This window comes from Actinophytocola sp., from assembly GCF_050699935.1.
Lineage (GTDB): Bacteria > Actinomycetota > Actinomycetes > Mycobacteriales > Pseudonocardiaceae > Actinophytocola.
Window position 1 is genome coordinate 1 of sequence record NZ_JBOHGB010000162.1, and the last position, 15,370, is coordinate 15,370.

At 71.4% G+C, this 15,370-nt stretch carries 18 protein-coding genes and 1 pseudogene; 7 read left to right on the forward strand and 12 right to left on the reverse strand.

Features of this window, described 5'->3' with window-relative positions; genetic code table 11:
* A pseudogene (locus ACRDTB_RS32420) lies at positions 1-595 on the reverse strand (urocanate hydratase); the annotation flags it as partial.
* 94 nt (positions 596-689) lie between these two features.
* A complete protein-coding gene (hutH, locus tag ACRDTB_RS32425; RefSeq protein ID WP_431436016.1) occupies positions 690-2,192 on the reverse strand; it encodes a histidine ammonia-lyase in 1,503 nt (500 codons plus the stop codon).
* A 78-nt stretch (positions 2,193-2,270) separates the two neighbouring features.
* Between hutH and ACRDTB_RS32430 the strand changes: the two genes are divergently transcribed.
* Positions 2,271-3,047: an IclR family transcriptional regulator gene (locus ACRDTB_RS32430; protein ID WP_431436017.1), complete on the forward strand. Its 777-nt coding sequence runs from the start codon at positions 2,271-2,273 to the stop codon at positions 3,045-3,047.
* A 333-nt stretch (positions 3,048-3,380) separates the two neighbouring features.
* Here the strand turns inward: ACRDTB_RS32430 and ACRDTB_RS32435 are convergent, their stop codons facing one another.
* The 6 genes from ACRDTB_RS32435 to ACRDTB_RS32460 form a co-directional block, all read right to left on the reverse strand.
* The gene (locus ACRDTB_RS32435) at positions 3,381-4,301 is read right to left on the reverse strand and encodes an ABC transporter substrate-binding protein (protein WP_431436018.1); all 921 of its coding nucleotides are present in this window, start codon (positions 4,299-4,301) and stop codon (positions 3,381-3,383) included.
* Between the two features lie 25 nt (positions 4,302-4,326).
* A complete protein-coding gene (locus tag ACRDTB_RS32440; protein ID WP_431436019.1) occupies positions 4,327-5,055 on the reverse strand; it encodes an ABC transporter permease in 729 nt (242 codons plus the stop codon).
* Positions 5,052-5,738, reverse strand: a complete 687-nt coding sequence (locus tag ACRDTB_RS32445; protein WP_431436020.1) for an ABC transporter permease — start codon at positions 5,736-5,738, stop codon at positions 5,052-5,054. The genes ACRDTB_RS32440 and ACRDTB_RS32445 overlap by 4 nt, the downstream gene beginning before the upstream one ends.
* On the reverse strand, positions 5,735-6,853 hold the full coding sequence (locus tag ACRDTB_RS32450; protein WP_431436021.1) for an ABC transporter ATP-binding protein: 1,119 nt from the start codon (positions 6,851-6,853) through the stop codon (positions 5,735-5,737). Before ACRDTB_RS32450 ends, ACRDTB_RS32445 begins: the two co-directional genes overlap by 4 nt.
* A 321-nt stretch (positions 6,854-7,174) precedes the next feature.
* The gene (locus tag ACRDTB_RS32455; RefSeq protein WP_431436022.1) at positions 7,175-9,739 is read right to left on the reverse strand and encodes a sensor domain-containing protein; all 2,565 of its coding nucleotides are present in this window, start codon (positions 9,737-9,739) and stop codon (positions 7,175-7,177) included.
* Positions 9,740-9,802: 63 nt separating this feature from the next.
* Positions 9,803-11,014, reverse strand: coding sequence for an NAD(P)-dependent malic enzyme (locus ACRDTB_RS32460; RefSeq protein WP_431436023.1), 1,212 nt, complete (start codon positions 11,012-11,014; stop codon positions 9,803-9,805).
* 217 nt (positions 11,015-11,231) lie between these two features.
* On the opposite strand from ACRDTB_RS32460, the gene ACRDTB_RS32465 reads away from it, so the two are divergent.
* The gene (locus ACRDTB_RS32465) at positions 11,232-11,834 is read left to right on the forward strand and encodes a dTDP-4-dehydrorhamnose 3,5-epimerase family protein (protein ID WP_431436024.1); all 603 of its coding nucleotides are present in this window, start codon (positions 11,232-11,234) and stop codon (positions 11,832-11,834) included.
* On the opposite strand, the gene ACRDTB_RS32470 is transcribed toward ACRDTB_RS32465, so the two are convergent.
* A complete protein-coding gene (locus ACRDTB_RS32470) occupies positions 11,820-12,164 on the reverse strand; it encodes a S26 family signal peptidase (protein WP_431436025.1) in 345 nt (114 codons plus the stop codon). The genes ACRDTB_RS32465 and ACRDTB_RS32470 overlap by 15 nt on opposite strands.
* A 58-nt stretch (positions 12,165-12,222) precedes the next feature.
* On the opposite strand from ACRDTB_RS32470, the gene sodN reads away from it, so the two are divergent.
* The gene (sodN, locus tag ACRDTB_RS32475) at positions 12,223-12,630 is read left to right on the forward strand and encodes a superoxide dismutase, Ni (RefSeq protein ID WP_431436026.1); all 408 of its coding nucleotides are present in this window, start codon (positions 12,223-12,225) and stop codon (positions 12,628-12,630) included.
* A gap of 105 nt (positions 12,631-12,735) precedes the next feature.
* Here sodN and ACRDTB_RS32480 read toward each other — a convergent pair whose 3' ends face one another.
* Positions 12,736-13,068, reverse strand: a complete 333-nt coding sequence (locus tag ACRDTB_RS32480; RefSeq protein ID WP_431436027.1) for a hypothetical protein — start codon at positions 13,066-13,068, stop codon at positions 12,736-12,738.
* Between the two features lie 148 nt (positions 13,069-13,216).
* On the reverse strand, positions 13,217-13,621 hold the full coding sequence (locus tag ACRDTB_RS32485) for a DUF3224 domain-containing protein (protein ID WP_431436028.1): 405 nt from the start codon (positions 13,619-13,621) through the stop codon (positions 13,217-13,219).
* Between the two features lie 81 nt (positions 13,622-13,702).
* Between ACRDTB_RS32485 and ACRDTB_RS32490 the strand changes: the two genes are divergently transcribed.
* From ACRDTB_RS32490 to ACRDTB_RS32500, 3 genes are read left to right on the forward strand one after another with little or no spacing between them, the layout of a single operon-like run.
* Positions 13,703-14,053 (forward strand): hypothetical protein, encoded by a 351-nt coding sequence (locus ACRDTB_RS32490; RefSeq protein WP_431436029.1) that lies wholly within the window; start codon positions 13,703-13,705, stop codon positions 14,051-14,053.
* Entirely contained in the window at positions 14,050-14,409 is a 360-nt protein-coding gene (locus tag ACRDTB_RS32495; RefSeq protein ID WP_431436030.1) for a MerR family transcriptional regulator, read from the forward strand. Before ACRDTB_RS32490 ends, ACRDTB_RS32495 begins: the two co-directional genes overlap by 4 nt.
* Complete coding sequence (locus ACRDTB_RS32500; RefSeq protein WP_431436031.1) at positions 14,406-14,741, forward strand: YnfA family protein; 336 nt, start codon at positions 14,406-14,408, stop codon at positions 14,739-14,741. The genes ACRDTB_RS32495 and ACRDTB_RS32500 overlap by 4 nt, the downstream gene beginning before the upstream one ends.
* On the opposite strand, the gene ACRDTB_RS32505 is transcribed toward ACRDTB_RS32500, so the two are convergent.
* Entirely contained in the window at positions 14,716-15,225 is a 510-nt protein-coding gene (locus ACRDTB_RS32505; protein WP_431436032.1) for a hotdog fold domain-containing protein, read from the reverse strand. The genes ACRDTB_RS32500 and ACRDTB_RS32505 overlap by 26 nt on opposite strands.
* A 24-nt stretch (positions 15,226-15,249) precedes the next feature.
* Between ACRDTB_RS32505 and ACRDTB_RS32510 the strand changes: the two genes are divergently transcribed.
* Positions 15,250-15,370: histidine phosphatase family protein (locus ACRDTB_RS32510; protein ID WP_431436033.1), on the forward strand; the 121-nt coding region annotated here is incomplete at its 3' end.

The window sequence follows — 15,370 nt, forward strand, 5'->3', positions numbered from 1 at the left end:
ACAGCGCGACGCCGTCGTTCATCGTGATGGCAAGCGGTTGCGCGCCGCCCATGCCCCCGAGCCCGGCCGTGAGCGTGAGTGTCCCTTTCAGACTCCCATCGAACCGCTTGCGGGCCACCGCGGCGAACGTCTCGTAGGTGCCCTGCAGGATGCCCTGCGTGCCGATGTAGATCCACGAGCCGGCGGTCATCTGGCCGTACATCATGAGCCCCATGGCGTCCAGCCGGCGGAACTCCGGCCAGGTGGCCCAGTCGCCGACCAGGTTCGAGTTGGCGATCAGCACGCGCGGCGCCCACTCGTGGGTGCGCATGACGCCGACCGGCTTGCCGGACTGGACGAGCAGCGTCTCGTCCTCGCGCAGGCCGGTCAGCTCGCGGGTGATCGCCTCGAAGCTCGCCCAGTTGCGGGCGGCCTTGCCGGTGCCGCCGTACACGACGAGGTCGTCGGGCCGCTCGGCCACCTCGGGGTCGAGGTTGTTGTGGAACATGCGCAGCGCGGCCTCGGTCTGCCAGCTGCGCGCGGTCTTCGCGGTGCCGCGGGCTGCGCGAACGTCGCGGGGCTGTCCCGCCTCCCCGGAATTAACCCTTGTGGTCACTGTGGCTCGTCCCTTCAGATCGGCACGTACTTGTGGCTGGGTTTGCGTCCCGTTCCCCTTGGGTGCGGTTGACAGCCACTCGATTCGTGCAGGGTCACGGAAGGTCTCCCGATCGAATCAGGTCCTCGGCGGCCTGGATCTCGGGCGCCAGGTGGCGGTCGCTGCCCGGTCCCGGCACACGTTCACGCAGCGCGGCGACGACGCGGGCGGTCGCGGGTGCTGGGGTCAGCGGGGCACGCAGGTCGAGCGCGCGGGCGGCGGTGAGCAGCTCGACGGCGAGCACGGTGGTGAGCCCGTCGATGGCCGTGCGCAGCTTGCGGGCCGCGGACCAGCCCATCGAGACGTGGTCCTCCTGCATGGCCGAGCTGGGGATCGAGTCGACGCTCGCCGGTACGGCCAGCCGCTTGAGGTCGGCGACGATCGCGGCCTGGGTGTACTGGGCGATCATGTGCCCGGAGTCGACGCCCGGGTCGTCGGCGAGGAACGGCGGCAGGCCGTGGCTGCGGGTGGCGTCGAGCATCCGGTCGGTGCGCCGCTCGGCCATGCTGGCCACGTCGGCGACCGGGATGGCGAGGAAGTCGAGCGGGTAGGCGATGGGCGCGCCGTGGAAGTTCCCGTTGGACTCGACCCGGCCGTCCGGCAGCACGACGGGGTTGTCGATGGCGGCGGCGAGCTCGCGGTCGGCCACGGTCTCCACATAGGACACCGTGTCGCGGGCGGCGCCGTGCACCTGCGGGGCGCAACGCAGCGAGTAGGCGTCCTGCACGCGGTTGCAGTCCGGCCCGCGGTGGCTCTCGACGATGGCCGACCCGTCGAGCAGCTCGCGCATCCTGGCCGCGCTCCTGGCCTGGCCGGGGTGCGGACGGAGCCGCTGCAGGTCGTCGCCGAACACGCGGTCCGTGCCCAGCAGCGCCTCGACGCTCATGGCCGCGGTGAGGTCGGCGACGTCGAGGAGCCCGCGGAGGTCGGCGAGCGCCATGATCAGCATCCCGAGCATGCCGTCGGTGCCGTTGATGAGGGCCAGGCCCTCCTTCTCGGCCAGCACGAGCGGCTCGATTCCCTTGTCCGCCAAGGCTTCCCGCGCGGTCGTGTGCCGCCCGTCGACGGTGACCTCGCCCTCGCCCATGAGCGCGAGCGCGACCGCGGAGAGGGGGGCGAGGTCCCCGGAGCAGCCGAGCGACCCGTACTCGGGCACGACCGGGACGACGCCCGCGTTGAGCAGCTTCGCGAGCGTCTCCACTGTGGACGGTCGGACGCCGGTGCGGCCGGTGGCCAGCGTGCGCAGGCGCAGCAGCATGAGCGCCCGGACGACCTCAGCCTCGACCGGCCGGCCCGCGCCCGCCGCGTGCGAGCGGATCAGCGAGCGCTGGAGGGCGGCACGCCGGTCGGTGGGGATGTGGCGGGTGGCGAGCGCGCCGAAGCCGGTGGAGACGCCGTAGGTCGGGGTCTCGGCGCCGGCGAGCCGCTCGATGTGCGCGCGGGACTTGGCGACCTCGTCGAGCGCCGCCGCGCCGAGCGTGACGGCGGCCCCGCCCCGCGCGACCGCGACGACGTCCTCCCGGGTCAGCGGCCCGCCGTCGATCACAACCTCGTGCATGGGTCCATCCCAACCGTTCCGGGCCGCGCCCACGACCCGGGATGGCGGTTGTTGGTCTGGTATCTCAGACTGGATCGCGTGGGAGCGAGCAGCAAGGTGCCGGCGCTGCGCCGCGGCCTGGCCGTGCTGCGCCTGCTGGCGACGAAGGCCGGCCCGGTGACCGCCGGCGCGGTGGCGCGCGAGCTCGGCCTGCCGCGGTCCACGACGTACCACCTGCTCGCCGAGCTCGCGGCGGCGGGTTTCGTCACGCACCTGCCGGAGGAGCGCCGGTACGGCCTGGGCGTGGCCGCGTTCGAGCTGGGCCCGGCATACCTGCGGCACGACCCGTTGGAGCGCCTGGCCCGACCCGTGCTGCGCGCGCTGATCGCGCGGACCGGGCACACCGCGCACCTGGGCGTCCTACATGGGAGCGAGACCCTGTACCTGCTGCGCGAGCAGCCGCCGCACCCGCATGCCACGGTGGTGACGGACGTGGGCGTGCGGTTGCCCGCGCAGCTGCCCGCGTCGGGCCGGGCGATGCTGGTCCTGCTGCCGGCGGCCCAGGTCCGCGCGCTGTTCCCGGGCCGTTTCGTCAACCGGACTGGCCGTGGCCCGCGGCACCTGCCCGACCTGCGCCGCCTGCTGGCCGAGGGCCGGCGGCGGGGCTGGACGGTGGAGGACGGCTACGTGACGGCGGGCTTCGCCTCGGTCGCCGCGCCCGTCCTGGACCACGGCGGCCGCCCGATCGCTGCCATCAGCTCCACGTTCCGCCACGAGTGCGAGCCGGAATGCGGCGAGACGTGGCCGGACCTGGCGGCAGAGACGCGCCGGGCGGCCGAGGACCTGACCATCCGAATAGGCGGCCCCCACCCCTAACCCCGTTCGCGAGTCCCCCCGCTCCCGCACCCGAGTCCCCCACTCCCGCACGCGAGTCCCCCGTTCCCGGCTCGCGTGTCCAACGCTCCAGACCCGCGTGTCCAACACTCCGGACCCGCGAGTCCAACACTCAGAACCCGCGAGTCCAACGTTCCGGACCGGTGTGTCCACCGTCTGGGACCTCGGAGATCGGTCGCGAACTGGGAACTCGCGGTCCGGAACGGGGGACTCGCCGGTCTGAAACGTTGGACTCGCCGGTCCGGAACGTCGGACTCGCCGGTCCGGAACGTCGGACTCGCGGGTCCGGAACGTTGGACTCGCGGGTGACAGGGGTCAGATGCCGATCTCGCTCAGCCACTCCTCCGCCACGTCGGCGTAGTCCGGCTTGTCCGGGGCGTTCAGCCGCGCGTTGAGGTCCAGCAGCTTCTCCGTGTCCAGCTCCGCCGAGATCGCGTTCAGGGTCTCCTTCACCGTGTCGCTCGCCTTGTCCTTGTTCACCAGCGGGACGACGTTCTGCGCCGCGAAGTTGTTCTTCGGGTCCTCCAGCACGATCAGGCCGTTCGCCTCGATCGCGGCGTCCGTGGTGAAGATGTCGGCCGCCTGCACGGTGTTGTCGAGCAGTGCCTTCGTCGTGATCGCGCCCGGCTCCAGCGAGCTGAAGCTCTTGAAGGTGCAGCTGTACTTCTCCTCCAGGCCCGGCAGGCCGTCCGGCCGCGTCTTGAACTCCGGCGCCGCGCCGAACACGACCTCCTTGCAGTGCGGCACCAGGTCGTCGATCGACTCGAGGCCCCACTTGTCCGCGGTCTCCTTCGTGACGACCACCGCGTCCTTGTCCTCGGCCGCCGCCTTGTCCAGGACCATCAGGTTCTCCGGCAGCGCCTCCTGCAGCGCCGTGTACACCTCCTCGGACTCGACCTCCGTCGCCTCCTTGTTGATGAACTGCAGCAGCACGCCCGTGTACTCCGGGATCAGGTCGATCGACCCGTCCTCCAGACCGTCGTAGTACTTCTCCCGGCTGCCCAGGTCGAACTGCCGGTTCACCGTCACACCCTTGGTCTCCAGGGCCTGCGAGTAGATCTCGGCCAGCAGCTGGCTCTCCGGGAAGTTCGCCGACCCGACGTTGAGCGTCTCGTTCGAGCCGCCGCCGTCACCACCGTCGCCACTGTCCCCGGCCAGAGGATCGGAGTTGCCGCAGGCCGTCAGTGCCAGCGCCGCTGCCACGGCGGTCGCGACACCGGCGAGTACGCGCTTCATGCCAAAGTCTCCTCGGTTTGATTTCCTACTTGACCAAATCCGGTGTGGGTCGCCGCCAGATGCGCGCGGTGCGCTTGCGGGTCGCGACGTTGCGCAGGCCCGGCGACACGGCCATCCGCTGAGCCAGCTCGAGCACGCCCTCGATGACCAGCGCCACCACCGCGATCATGATCGCGCCCGCGGCCATCTGCGGGTACCCGTCCGGCGAGCCGGCGCCAGAGTTGTTGCCGTCGATCACGAACCTGCCGAGGCCGCCCAGCGACACGTACGCCGCGATCGTCGCGGTGGCGATCACCTGCAGGGTCGCCGACCGGATGCCGCCGAGGATCAGCGGCAGCGCGTTGGGCAGCTCGACCTTCAGCAGCACGTGCGTCTCGCGCATCCCCATGCCACGCGCGGCGTCCACAACGGACGGATCGACGTTGCGCACGCCCGCGTACGTGCCCGCGAGCACCGGCGGGATCGCCAGGATGACCAGCGAGACCACCACCGGCAGCAACCCGACATAGGTGAGCAGCACGAGCAGGGTCAGCAGGCCGAGCTCGGGCAGCGCGCGCAGCCAGTTGGTCAGGCCCGCCACCAGGAACGTGCCGCGGCCGGTGTGCCCGACGAGCGCGCCGAGCGGGATCGCGATCAGCGCCGCGGCCAGAACGGTCAGCGCGGTGTAGCCCAGATGCTCGAGGATGCGGGCGGGAAAGCCCTCCGGCCCGGTCCAGTGCTCCGGATCGAACAGCCACGACAGCGCGGAGTTCATGCCTTCGCCCCCGTCTCGCGGCGGGTATCCGTGCGGGCCCTGGTCCACGGCGTGATCATCTTGCCGGCCAGCAGCAGGAGCGCGTCCACGATCAGCGCGATCACCACGATCAACGCGATCGCCACGACCATCTCCACGGCGTTGTTGCGCTTGAAGCCCTCGGTGATGAGCCCACCGAGCCCGCCGATGCCGATCAGCGCACCCACCGACGCGAGGCTCATCGCGGACACCACCGCCACCCGCAGGCCGGCGATGATCACCGGGATGGCCAGCGGCAGCTCCACGGTGAGGAACCGGCGGAAGGGCCGGTACCCGACCGCGGTCGCCGCCGCCGTGACCTCGCCCGGCACCGCGCGCAGCGCGTCGGTCACCGAGCGGACCAGCAGCGCGATCGTGTAGATCGCGAGCGGCACCTGCACGTTGAGCGGGTCGATGATCCTGGTGCCCAACATCAGCGGCACCAGCGTGATCAGCGCCAGCGATGGGATCGTGTACAGCACGCCGGCCAGCGGCACCAGGATTCCCCGCGCGAGGCCCCACCGGCTCGCCGCCCAGCCGAGCGGGAGCGAGATCAGCAGGCCGGCGAGAACCGGCAGCAGCGCCAGGTAGATGTGCTCAACGGTCGCGTCCGCGATGTCGTCCACGTTGCGGGCCAGCCACGGCCACGGCCAGTCGACGTTCACGTGGGCACCTCGCCCGAGCGCCGGGCGTCGGCCAGCGCGGCGAGCACGGTGTCCGCGGTGACGCCGCCGACGACCGCGCCGTTGGCGTCGACCGCGATGCCGATCGCCGCCGGCGAGCTGAGCGCGGCGTCGAGCGCGTTGCGCAGCGAGCCAGCGGTGCCGGCCGCCGAAGAGTCCACTTCGAACAGTGAGCCGCCGGACACGAGGTCGCCCTCGCGGACCGTCTTGTCCTTTGTGGACGCCGCGGCGACCCAGCCGAGCGGCTTGTCGTCCGCGTCCACGGCCACCGCCCAGTCGCCGTCGAGCATGCCGGCCGGCTCGCCCAGCTTGACCGTCACGACCGGGCCGACCGGAACCCCGCCCGCGGTGAGGAAGCCGAGCGCGCGGTAGCCGCGGTCGCGCCCCACGAACGAGGACACGAAGTCGTCGGCGGGCTTGGCGAGCAGTGCCGAGGGCGTGTCGTACTGCGCGAGGCGGCCGCCGACCCGGAACACCGCGACCTTGTCACCGAGCTTGATGGCCTCGTCGATGTCATGGGTGACGAACACGATCGTCTTGTCCAATTCGGACTGCAGGCGCAGCAGCTGCTGCTGCAGGTCGTCGCGCACGATGGGGTCGACCGCGCTGAACGGCTCGTCCATCAGCAGCACCGGCGGGTCGGCCGCGAGCGCCCGCGCGACACCGACGCGCTGCTGCTGGCCGCCGGAGAGCTGCGACGGGTACCGCTTGGCGAACGCGGCGTCCAGCCCGACGAGCTCGAGCAGCTCGGCGGCCCGCTGGCGGGCCGCGCGCTTGCCGGCGCCGGTGAGCAGCGGGACCGTGGCCACGTTGTCGAGCACGGTGCGGTGCGGGAAGAGCCCGGCGTGCTGGATGACGTAGCCGATGCCACGGCGCAACACCGGCGGGTCCGACCTGCGAATGTCCTTGCCGTCCAACAGGATCGAGCCGTCGGTCAGGTCGATCATCCGGTTGATCATCCGCAGCGAGGTCGTCTTGCCGCAGCCGGACGGGCCGACGAACACGGTGATTCCGCCGTCCTCCACCGTCAGGTCGAGGTTGTCGACGGCGATGGTGCCGTCCGGAAACACCTTGGTCACGGCCTGGAACTCGATCACCCTCGAAGCTCCTCAGGTCGAGACGGCCACCTTCGGCCGTGGGACGCCCGACCTTAGCCCCTGGGACCGACAACGGCAGGTCGTTCCAGATGTCGACGCCCACGCTCGGCCTAGTCGGGCTAGTCCGGTTGGCGCAGTCGTTGCCAAGTCGAAACGCCGCGACAAACGGGTCCGGCGCCGGAAGCCGGCCATCGGCGGGTGGTCCGGTGTGGCCTCCGGCCCCCGAAACCAGCGTACCGACGAGGACCGACAACCCCGGCGCGAACGGCTGACAACGCCCTCAGCCCATGGCCTCGGCCGTGCGGCGTTCTCGACGGTGGATCAGCCCGTCGGGATGTCCAGTGGGCCGGTGCGCAGCAGCTCGCGGAACTCCGAAGCCGGCAGCGGCTTGGACATCAGCCAGCCCTGGTAGGCCTCGATGCCGAAGCTGCGCAACACATGGAACTGGGACTCGTTCTCCACGCCCTCCGCGACGCACGAGCGGCCCATCGCGCGCGCCATGTCGACCAGCGCGCGGACCACGGCGAAGTCCGCCGCCTCGATGGCCACGCCGGACACGAACGCGCGGTCGATCTTGATGATCTGCGCCGGCAGCTCCTTGAGCCGCGCCAGCGAGGAGTACCCCGTACCGAAGTCGTCCACGGCGAACCGCACGCCCCGGTCGGCCAGCTCCGCCATCGTCGACTGGGTGCGCGAGGGCAGGTCGATCAGGCTGGTCTCCACGAGCTCGAGCACCACGCGGTCCCACTCGATGCTCGCCTCGGCCACCGCCGCGGCCACCTGCTCGACGAACTCCGGGTCACCGGGCACCAGGCCGGCCAGGTTCACCGCGACGCCTGGACCACCGCCGAGCACGCCGCCGGCCAGCATCGGCCACTTCGCCGCCTCGCACAGCGCGGTCCGCAGCACCCAGCGGTCCAGCTCGCGCAGCATGTCACCCTGCTCGGCGACCGGCAGGAACTCACCCGGGCTCAGCATCCCGCGCTCCGGATGCGGCCAGCGCACCAGCGCCTCCGCCGAGAGCACGGTGCCGTCCGGCCCGACGACGGGCTGGTAGTGCAGGACCAGACCGTCGTTGGCGATCGCGTCCCGCAGCTGGCCCTCGAGCAGCATCTGGCTGTTCGCGTTCTTGATCAGCTCGGCGTTGGCCAGCGACACCCGGCCGGTGCCCTGCCGCTTGGCGTTGAACATCGCCGCGTCCGCGAAACGCAGCAGGTCGGCCGCGGACGTGTCCGAGCCGCTCGGCACCGCCGCACCGATCGTCGCGGACACCCGCAGCAGCTGGCCGCGCACCGGGACCGCGGTCCGCAGCAGCCGCGCCACCCGGTTGGCCAGCACCTCGACGCCGCCCGCCTCCTCGGCGTCCGAGCAGATGATCACGTACTCGTCGCCGGACATACGGGCCGCCGTGCACGAGGGTGGGAGCCCGCGCTCGAGTCTTCGGGCCAGCGCGATGATCAGCTCGTCACCGACGTCGTGGCCGAGGGAGTCGTTGACCCGCTTGAAGTTGTCGACGTCGCACCACAGCAGCGCCACACGGTCCGCGTCCGGCCCACCGAGCAGCCGCCCGAGCAGCTCGTTGACCGCGGCCCGCCCGGGCAGGCCGGTCAGCTCGTCGTGGGTGGCCTGGTAGCGCAGCCGCTCGGCCGTCCGGCGCCGGTCGGTGACGTCGGAGAACACGACGAGCCAGAACCGCTGCCCGTCGTCGCCGACCGACTCGGTGACACCGAGCTCGCAGTACACCGGCTTGCCCGACGCGGTGATCAGCACCCGTTGCCCGGCCCGCAGGTCGGCGGTGACGGCGCCGTGCCCGCCGAACTGGTGCGCGGTGAGCAGCGGCTTGGCCCGGTCCGTCGGGTGGGTGAGCTGGACGGCGGTGGTGCCACGCAGCCGGTCGAGGTCCAGCTCGAGCAACCGGCACAGCGCGTTGTTGGCGTCGACCAGGCGCTCGCTCTCGTCGAACAGGCCGATGCCGACCGGTGCGATGGCCACCAGATCGCTGAACCGCTGGCTCGAGCGCAGCATCCGGGTCTCGGTGGAGCGTTGCTCGGTGACGTCCTGCGCGGTGCCGATCATGACTTGGCCACCGCGGGTCATCGCGGCGCCGCGGCAGCGGAACACGCGCTGGGTGCCGTCCGACAGGACGACCCGGTGCTCGGCCTCGACCTGCCGCCCGGTGGCGGCGAGCTCGCGCCAGCGCCGGTCGACCCACCCGCGGTCGTCCGGGTGCACGAAGCTGAGGTACTCCAGGTACGTCATGGGCGTATCGGGGTCGACCAGGAACAGCTCGTAGAGCATCGATGACCAGGTGCATTCGCCGGTCGCCGTGTTCCACTCCCATGTGCCCAACCGGGCCACCTGCTGCGCGTCCCCGAACAGCCGGCGGTCCTGACTCGCCCGTTTCTCGAACTCCCGGAACCGCGTGACGTCCTGGACGATGCCCAGTATGCGCACGACCGTGCCGGAGTCGTCGACCTCCGACCGGCCGCAGATCTGTAACGTCCGCTCGCCGCTCGCGTCGCGCACCTCGAGCTCGGCCGGCGGCGCGTCCTGGTCGTGCAGGCGCGACCGGAAGGACTCGAGCCGCTCCTGGTCGTCGGCGTGGACCATGGCCAGCGCCTGCGAGAGCGTGCAGTCCTCGGTCAGCCCGCACAGCTCGCGCAGCCCCGTGGAGAAGTAGACGGTCCCGGTCTCGAGCTCGACGCTCCAGAGTCCGAGCCCGGCCAGGTCCTCGGCGTCCTCGAGCGGAAATCGGCCACTGCCGTCGGTGACGACCTGGTCGGCCAGCTGCGGGACCTCCGAAGGAGTAGCAAGGCCGGGCACGGCTAACTCACCGGCCTCCACCCCGCCAAGGGGCGGACCGGCACGCAAGACATGCTCGGCCAACGCGCCATCCTCTCGCCCGCATGCCGGCGGGTCGGGCGCAGCCGCCGATCTTCCCGCCGGTGCTTAGGCTACCCCGTCGGCCTTGGCCGCTTGTGCGACAGCCGCGGCGACCTCGGGCGCGACCCGCGGATCGACCCCGCTAGGCACGATGTGGTCGGGTGCGAGATCCTCCGCCGCGACCGCCGCGATGGCGTCCGCCGCGGCCATCTTCATCCGCTCGGTGATGCGCCGCGCGCCCGCGTCCAGCGCCCCGCGGAACACGCCCGGGAAGGCCAGGGAATTGTTGATCTGGTTGGGAAAGTCGCTGCGTCCGGTGGCCACGATCGCGGCATGCCGGCCGGCCACCTCCGGGTGAATCTCCGGGTCCGGATTCGACAGCGCGAACACGATCGACCGGGGCGCCATGGTCGCGATCAGGTCCTCGGGCACGGTCGAGCCGGACAGGCCGACGAAAACGTCCGCGGCGTCAAGGGCCTCGGCCATGCCGCCACGCAGGCCGGACTTGTTGGTACGCGTGGCGAGCTCGGCCTTGACCGGGTTGAGGCCGTCGCGCTCGCCGTGGATGATCCCGCGCGAGTCGAGCACGACGACGTCGCCGGCACCGGCCGCCAGCAGGAAGTTCGCGCACGCCACACCGGACGCCCCGGCGCCCGCGATGACGATCCGCTCGTTCTCGATCGGCCGGTCGAGCACCGTGTTGGCGCCGCGCAGCGCGGCCAGCAGGATGATCGCGGTGCCGTGCTGGTCGTCGTGCATGACCGGGCAGTCCAGGGCCTCGATGAGGCGCCGCTCGAGCTCGAAGCACCGCGGCGCTGCCACGTCCTCCAGGTTCACCGCACCGAACGACGGGCGCAGCCGGACCAGGGTCTCGACGATCTCGTCCACGTCCGTCGTGTCGAGCACCAGCGGGATCGAGTTCAGCCCGCCGAACGTCTTGAACAGCGCGGACTTGCCCTCCATCACCGGCAGCGACGCGCGAGCGCCGATGTCGCCGAGCCCGAGCACGGCGGTGCCATCGCTGACCACGGCGACGAGGCGGCTGGTCCAGGTGTACCTCTCCGCGAGCGCCGCGTCCTCGGCGATGGCCCGGCTGACCTTCGCGACACCCGGCGTGTACACGATCGAGAGCGTCCGCGGGTCGGCGATGGGCCGGCTCACCGCAACGTCGAGCTTGCCACCCTCGTGGGCACTGAAGATCTCAGCGTCGGTTACCGGACCGTCGGCGACGGGAGCGTTCAGGTCGGGCTGCACGAGCGGATCATTCACAGTGGTCATGGCGTCCCTCTCAACGGGCCGAATCGGGGATAGCAGAAGGTAGCCCCGCCTGATCTCGGCGTGATCGAGCGTCGATCGGGTGCTGTCGACGCTCTGACGTCGCCGGCCGGCCAGCCACCCGCCGATGGTTGGCGGGCAACCGCGGACGCTGCGGTGTCCCACAGTGTGACACGCCCACGACCGAGCCCCACGAGGTGGGGCCGGTACTGTGCGTCACATGGACATCCGCGAACTGGCCGTGCCGGGGGCGTTCGCGTTCACGCCACGGGTGTTTCCCGACGACCGCGGCCTGTTCGTCTGCCCCTTCGAGGAGGAGCCGTTCCTCAAGGCGGTCGGGCATCCGCTGCGGGTCGGGCAGACCAACCACAGCCGGTCGCGGCGCGGGGTCGTGCGCGGCCTGCACTTCGCGGACTTGCCGCCCGGTCAGGCGAAGTACGTGTACTGCCCGCAAGGGTCGCTGCTGGACGTGGTGGTCGACATCCGGGTCGGCTCGCCGACGTTCGGTGCCTGGGACGCGGTGCGGCTGGACCCGGTCGAGTTCCGCGCGGTGTACGTACCGGAGGGCCTGGCGCACGGCATCATGGCGCTCGAGGACGACACGGTGATCTCCTACATCTGCTCGACGGGCTACGACCCCGCGCGCGAGCACGGCATCGACCCGCTCGACCCGGTGCTGCGCCTGCCCTGGCCCGAGGACGTCGAGGTGATCCTGTCCGACAAGGACCGCGCCGCCCCGTCGCTCGCGGCCGCCGAGTCGGCCGGCCTGCTGCCGCGGTACGCCGACTGCCAGGCGTACTACCAGCGGCTACGCGCCAGTTAACCGTTGTGGGCAGGGCCAGAGCCGCCACCGGATCACGCCGTGCACGGCGGCGGCCCCCAACTCCCGGGAGTCGGTCGAGGCACGCTCGTTGTCGCCGACGACGAACCAGCCGTCCCCGTCCGGCCGCACCGCCCGCTTGATCGACAGCTGCCCCGGCCGCGCTGTCCACGAGACGACCACCAGGTCACCGGCGCACGGCGAGCCCCCGCGTCGCACGAGGACCACGTCGCCGTCGGCGAGGGTCGGCGCCATGGATGGTCCGCGCACGCGGATGCGCCGGTAGGGCAACCGCCCGAGCTGGTTCAGTTCGATCACCTCTGTCGTGTCCACCCGGCCGGCCGGGGGTAGTGTCCGGGCTGTCGGAGCGTCAACCTGTTCAGGAGGAAAGATGCGACTCCTGTCGCGCATTCTCGGCCCACGCCTGGAGGCCACCGCACACTGTGACCTCCCCTGCGGCGTGTACGACCCGGCGCAGGCCCGCATCGAGGCCGAGTCGGTGAAGGCCATCCAGCAGAAGTACCAGGACAACGAGGACCCAGAGTTCCGCACGCGCGCGATCATGATCGCGGAACAGCGCAGCGAGCTCGTGAAGCACCACCTGTGGGTCCTGTGGACTGACTACTTCAAGCCGCCGCACTTCGAGAAGTACCCACAGCTGCACGAGCTGTTCAACAAGGCGACGAAGGCCGCGGGCGCCTCCGGAACCAAGGGCTCCATGGACCCGGCCAAGGGCCAGGAACTCCTCGACATGATCGCCGAGATCGACAAAATCTTCTGGGAGACCAAGCAGGGCTGACCTCAGAGCCTCGAAAGCGGCGCCGCCAGCGGATACATGCTCCGTTGGCCGGCGTCGTTTCTCGTGTCCATCGCCAGGTGCGGCGACAAGGTCGGATGAGCCTTGTCAGGCGCGGGGGGACTGTTCGACGCCCGCGCTGTCGAGAAATGCGGCTGCGTCGGGACCGGTCAAGCGTGGGTGCAGGCGATCGAGCCACTCCACCTGCGACTCGATCGCCCGTTGCACGGCTCGCCACGTCTTCGCGCCCGTTCGGACATGTTGCGGTGCGCCGAGTCCGGTGGCGACGACCAATTCGTCCAGCGAGATACCGCGCCGTACGCCGGCATCGTCCAGAACGACGTGGACGCTGATCCCGTCGTCGTGGGTGTCGTGCGTCCACCTGTAGGAAAGTCCACCTAGCCGGTAGGTCACCGACGGGATCACCACGTGCGCGTCCACCGGATCACTCATCCCCCACCTCGCGGCCAGCGGACCGAATCGCCGACGAACCTCCGACTCGAACGAGTCCGCCTTGGTGCCCTTCCGGTACCTGCCCACGGCGGCATTGTCCGCCGGTGCCGCGCTCACCGTCCAGCCGGAACGACCGTCATAACTCGTAGTCGAGCGAGATTCGGTGGGTGCCGTCCGGCTCCACGGTCAGCGTGCCGGTGCCGTGGATGCCCGCCAGGTCGCCGGTGCCGCTGGACCGGACGATCGTGAAGAACTCGTCCTCGCGGTCGGTGCCCCGCGTGGCCGCGGAGTGGACGAAGTTGAACGCACCCGCGCGGCCGTCCAGCGAGCCCTCGAACGACTCCATCGCGACATAGGTGCCCACGCCGCTCACCTGGTCGTACGCGGCCGTGAACAACGTCGCCGACCGGCCCTCGACCTCGCCGGTGAACCTCTTCTCCATCGTGGAAACACCCACGGGCAGCGCGGTCGTCACCGGTGGCTCGGGGACCACCGGCGTGGGGGTGAAGCTGACGACCTCGAACGTTCCGGAAGCTCTCATGCCGCGACCGTAGCCGCGGAGTCCGACAATTCCGGACCGCGGCTTGTATCCGGTACCCGAGTACGGGCTTACCGTGTAGTCATGGCCGAGCCGACCTGGGTACCACACTCCTGCACACTCCCCACCGTCGAGCGGCCGCTGCGGGTCGCCGAGTTCGACGAGCTGCTCGCCACCGCCGTGCGCCGCGTCGCGCGCCCCGAGCCCGGCCGGCTCTCGCTCGAGCTCGAGCCCACGCCCGAGGTCGCCGCGACCGCCGCCGGGCTCGCCGCGCGCGAGACGGCCTGCTGCTCGTTCTTCACGTTCGCGCTGACCGCGGCCGCCGGGCGGCTCGAGCTGGCGATCACCGTCGGGCCCGAACACCACCACGTCCTCGACGGGATCGCGTCGTCACCGGGCCGCGCAGCGGGCAGGTCGCCGCGGCCGCCGGCGTGAACCCGCAGGCGCTGCGCCACCACGAGCGGCGCGGCCTGCTCCCCGAGCCCGCCCGCACGCTCGGCGGGCACCGGATGTACCCGCCCGCCACCATCGACCTGCTGCGGATGATCAAGGCGGCGCAACGGCTCGCCTTCACGCTCGACGAGGTCGCCGAGCTGCTCGACATCGGCACCCGTCCGGCCGGGCTCGCCGGCCGCGCCGCGGCGAAGCCGCCCGAGGTGGAGGCCAGGATCGCCGACCTGACCGTCATCCGCGACACGCTGCGCGCCGCGATGGCCGCCGGGTGCGCCGACCTGGCGGTCTGCGCGGCCACGCCGGACTGCCCGCCGCCGCTGCCGCGTACCGGGACATGAGCGTCGTCCGCTCACTGGTCCTGTTCGCGCTCGCGGCGCTCGCCGAGATCGGCGGCGCGTGGCTCGTGTGGCAGGGCTGGCGCGAGGACCGCGGCCTGTGGTGGATCGCCGCCGGCGTGCTCGCGCTCGGCACGTACGGGTTCGTCGCCACGTTCCAGTCCGACCCGCACTTCGGGCGCGTCCTCGCCGCGTACGGCGGCGTCTTCGTGGCCGGCTCGCTGGCGTGGGGCATCGTCGTGGACAAGTTCCGGCCGGACCGCTGGGACTACCTCGGCGCCGCGCTGTGCCTCGCCGGCGTCGCCATGATCATGTACGCCCCGCGCGCCTCGTGACCCAGACCGTGATGTCCGCGTGTACGACCTCCCGACCGGCGGCGTCGCGGACGGCCACGGGGACGGTCAGCTCGAACGGGTCGTCGCCGAACTCCGGGATCTCGGTCAGCTCCGCCGAGGCACGCAGGCCCGTGGTGGCCTTCGCGAGGTAGGCGACGGTCATGCCCTTCGGGATCCAGCGGTGGGTCGGCGGCACGGTCGCCTCCGCGAGCATGCCCATCGTGATCTCCGCGAGGTTGCACGCCGCGATCGCGTGGAACGTCCCGAGGTGGTTGTGCACGCCCCACCACTTCGGCGCGCGCACCTCGCAGCGGCCGGGCACCATCGTCTCGACGGTCGGCAGGATCGTGCCGAAGTACGGCACGCGCGCCACCACGGCCGCCGAGAACAGCCGCTTGCCCAGTGGCCGGTCGGCCAGCCGTCGCCACCTCGCCAGCGTGCTCGTCACGCACAACCTCCCATAGAATCTACCCGCGGGTAACATAACACCACCGGCAGGAGAAGCCAGATGACCTCGGTGTACCTGTTGCGGCACGGCGAGACCGAGTGGTCACGCACCGGCCGGCACACGAGCCGGACCGACCTCCCGCTCACCACGACGGGCGAGCGCCGGGCCGCCGACGCCGGGC